At 70.8% G+C, this 3,744-nt stretch carries 3 protein-coding genes; 2 read left to right on the top strand and 1 reads right to left on the bottom strand.

From position 1 onward, the window contains the following. Window positions 1-289: 289 nt before the first annotated feature. Complete coding sequence (gene purF, locus ABZ371_RS30275) at window positions 290-1,816, top strand: amidophosphoribosyltransferase (RefSeq protein ID WP_358685603.1); 1,527 nt, start codon at window positions 290-292, stop codon at window positions 1,814-1,816. A gap of 60 nt (window positions 1,817-1,876) precedes the next feature. Continuing rightward, complete coding sequence (purM, locus tag ABZ371_RS30280) at window positions 1,877-2,950, top strand: phosphoribosylformylglycinamidine cyclo-ligase (RefSeq protein ID WP_358685606.1); 1,074 nt, start codon at window positions 1,877-1,879, stop codon at window positions 2,948-2,950. A gap of 133 nt (window positions 2,951-3,083) precedes the next feature. Here the strand turns inward: purM and ABZ371_RS30285 are convergent, their stop codons facing one another. Then, on the bottom strand, window positions 3,084-3,341 hold the full coding sequence (locus tag ABZ371_RS30285) for a DUF3073 domain-containing protein (RefSeq protein ID WP_069171487.1): 258 nt from the start codon (window positions 3,339-3,341) through the stop codon (window positions 3,084-3,086). Between the last annotated feature and the right edge of the window lie 403 nt (window positions 3,342-3,744).

A 3,744-nucleotide genomic window follows, 5' to 3' on the forward strand; every position in this document is an offset into this window, starting at 1 on the left:
GCCGCGCCTGCCCGGCCGGCCGGGCGGCCCCACCGAGCGCCGCGAGCGGGCCGGTACCGGCACCGTCGCGCCACCCCGCCGGACCCACCGGTAACGGCCGCCCATCCCAGTCGTCGGCGGCCCGGAGGCCTTCCGGCACCCGGGGTTCCGGCACTCCGGTGATCACCTACGGTGATCGGCCGACCCCGTCCCGGGCGCTCAGGGGGCGCGCTCCGCCGTGGCGTCCGCTGCTCGCGCGGGGACCCCGCCCAATTCGGACCGGTGGTCGATCTCGCCTACACTCGGTGGCGTGCCTCGTGGTGATGGACGACTCAACCACGACCTGCTCCCCGGCGAGAAGGGCCCCCAGGACGCTTGCGGCGTCTTCGGTGTCTGGGCTCCCGGCGAAGAGGTCGCCAAGCTCACCTATTTCGGACTGTATGCCCTGCAGCACCGTGGACAGGAGTCCGCGGGCATCGCAGTGAGCAACGGGTCGCAGATCCTGGTCTTCAAGGACATGGGACTGGTCTCGCAGGTCTTCGACGAAACGTCTCTGGGTAGCCTCCAGGGCCATATCGCGGTCGGTCATGCCCGTTACTCCACCACCGGTGCCTCGGTGTGGGAGAACGCGCAGCCGACGTTCCGTGCCACCGCGCACGGCTCGATCGCCCTCGGACACAACGGCAACCTGGTCAACACGGCCCAGCTCGCCGAGATGGTGGCCGACCTCCCGCGGAAGGACGGCAGAGCCACTCAGGTCGCGGCGACGAACGACACCGACCTGGTGACCGCGCTGCTCGCCGGTCAGCGGGACGAGGACGACAAGCCGCTCACCATCGAGGAGGCCGCCGCAAAGGTGCTCCCCGAGGTCAAGGGCGCCTTCTCGCTCGTCTTCATGGACGAGCACACGCTCTACGCGGCCCGGGACCCGCAGGGCATCCGCCCCCTGGTCCTCGGCCGGCTCGAGCGCGGCTGGGTGGTGGCCTCCGAGTCCGCCGCCCTGGACATCTGCGGCGCCAGCTACGTCCGCGAGATCGAACCGGGCGAGCTCGTCGCCATCGACGAGAACGGTCTGCGTACGTCGCGCTTCGCGGAAGCGAAGCCCAAGGGCTGCGTCTTCGAGTACGTCTACCTGGCCCGCCCCGACACCGACATCGCCGGGCGGAACGTCTACCTCTCCCGCGTGGAGATGGGCCGGAAGCTCGCGGCCGAGGCGCCCGTCGAGGCGGACCTGGTCATAGCGACGCCGGAATCGGGCACCCCCGCGGCCATCGGGTACGCCGAGGCGAGCGGCATCCCGTTCGGTGCCGGACTGGTCAAGAACGCCTACGTCGGCCGGACCTTCATCCAGCCGTCGCAGACCATCCGCCAGCTGGGCATCCGCCTCAAGCTGAACCCGCTCAAGGAAGTCATCAAGGGCAAGCGCCTGGTGGTCGTCGACGACTCGATCGTCCGCGGCAACACCCAGCGCGCGCTGGTCCGGATGCTCCGTGAGGCGGGCGCCGCCGAGATCCACATCCGGATCTCTTCCCCGCCCGTGAAGTGGCCCTGCTTCTTCGGCATCGACTTCGCGACGCGCGCCGAGCTGATCGCCAACGGCATGACGGTCGAGGAGATCGCCACCTCCATGGGCGCGGACTCCCTCTCGTACATCTCGCTGGACGCGATGGTCGAGGCGACGACGATCGCCAAGCCGAACCTCTGCCGCGCCTGCTTCGACGGCGAATACCCGATGGAGCTCCCGGACCCGGAGCTGCTGGGCAAGCAGCTGCTGGAGACCGAGCTGGCGGCCGGGCCCGCCGGGACCGCGGCGGCCGACGCGCTGCGTCGTCCGTGACCCGGCCCGGCCGGCTCCCTCCCCACCAGCCCCGTACTCCCACACGAAAGATCCCGGGCAATGTCTGAGACAACAGGTGCTTCCTACGCGGCGGCGGGCGTCGACATCGAAGCCGGTGACCGCGCCGTCGAGCTGATGAAGGAGTGGGTGAGGAAGACGCAGCGCCCCGAGGTCGCCGGCCTCGGCGGTCTGGGCGGATTCGCCGGCCTCTTCGACGCCTCGGCGCTGAAGCGCTACGAGCGCCCGCTGCTCGCCTCCGCCACCGACGGCGTCGGCACGAAGGTCGATCTGGCCCGGCAGATGGGCGTCTACGACACCATCGGCCACGACCTGGTCGGCATGGTCGTCGACGACCTGGTCGTCTGCGGTGCCGAGCCGCTCTTCATGACCGACTACATCTGTGTCGGCAAGGTGCACCCCGAGCGTGTCGCGGCCATCGTGAAGGGCATCGCCGAAGGCTGCGTCCTGGCGGGCTGCGCCCTGGTCGGCGGCGAGACGGCCGAGCACCCGGGTCTGCTGGGTGCGGACGACTTCGATGTGGCGGGCGCCGGTACCGGCGTGGTCGAGGCCGACCGGCTGCTCGGCCCGGACCGTATCCGCAAGGGTGACGCCGTCATCGCGATGGCGTCCTCCGGTCTTCACTCCAACGGGTACTCGCTCGTGCGCCACGTGGTCTTCGACCGGGCCGGGTGGACCCTGGACCGCCAGGTCGAGGAGTTCGGCAGGACACTCGGTGAGGAGCTCCTGGAGCCCACCCGGATCTACTCCCTGGACTGCCTCGCGCTGACGCGTACGACCGAGGTGCACGGCTTCAGCCACGTCACGGGCGGCGGTCTGGCCAACAACCTCGCCCGGGTGATCCCGGACGGTCTGCACGCGAGGGTCGACCGGGCCACCTGGACCCCGGGCGCCGTCTTCGACCTGGTCGGCAAGGCCGGTCAGGTCGAGCGGCTGGAGTTGGAGAAGACGCTCAACATGGGTGTCGGCATGATCGCGATCGTGCCGGCCGACTCCGTGGACGCGGCGCTGACGACGCTGGCCGACCGGGGTGTGGACTCCTGGGTCGCGGGCGAGATCACCGACCGCGGCGACCACGCCGCGGGTGCCGAGCTGACCGGCGACTACGCGCGGTAACGAACGAGGTCACGTCCGCCGGCCCGGCGCGAAAGGGCCGGCGGACGTCCGCGACCGCACGTTCCGTCCGGACGCGGACAGCACAGAACCCGGTCCGGGCAGGCCCGGACCGGGTTGATGTGTCAGCGCGAGGTCAAGCGCCGCGGCGCTGTGACGACGGACCGGACCGGCCGTCCTCGTCCGCGTCCTCGTCGTCGTTGTACAGATCCGCGTACTGTGCGTACGGGTCATCTTCCTCGTCGTCGTCCTCGAACGGCTCGGCGTTCGGTGGCTGACTCGAAGGCGATGCGCCCAGCTCATTGGCCAGACGCGACAGATCCGTCCCGCCGCTGCTGTACTTCAGCTGGCGGGCGACCTTGGTCTGCTTGGCCTTTGCCCGGCCGCGCCCCATGGCTCGACCCCCTCGGTGACGGGGCTCGACGGCCCCAGAGTCTTGACACGCGTTCATGTTTCGGGACGGACTCTCGGCTGAGAGACCGCGCCCGTGGCTTTAACGGTACCTGCTTCCTTGGCCATACGGTACGCCGCCCGCTGCACGCGCCTTGCCGCAGGACCGTGGAGGAGTCCGTCCTCGCTGGTCACGAGCGATTTTAACCTCTTGCCGACGGCCGACCCGCCGACCGGGGTGAGTCCTGTCCCGCCCTGCGCTCCCGCCCCCGTCAGAGCGCCCCGGGGCCGCTTTCCGGCCCTGTTCGTCCGGTCGGCAGGCGGGGCGGACGGGACGGACGGGGCGGGACGAGCCCGGGCACGCCGGTCACCGGGCCGCGCGACGACGCGGGCCCGGCGACGACGAC

Origin of the sequence: Streptomyces sp. NPDC005899 (assembly GCF_040629645.1) — a bacterium.
Classification (GTDB): Bacteria; Actinomycetota; Actinomycetes; order Streptomycetales; family Streptomycetaceae; genus Streptomyces.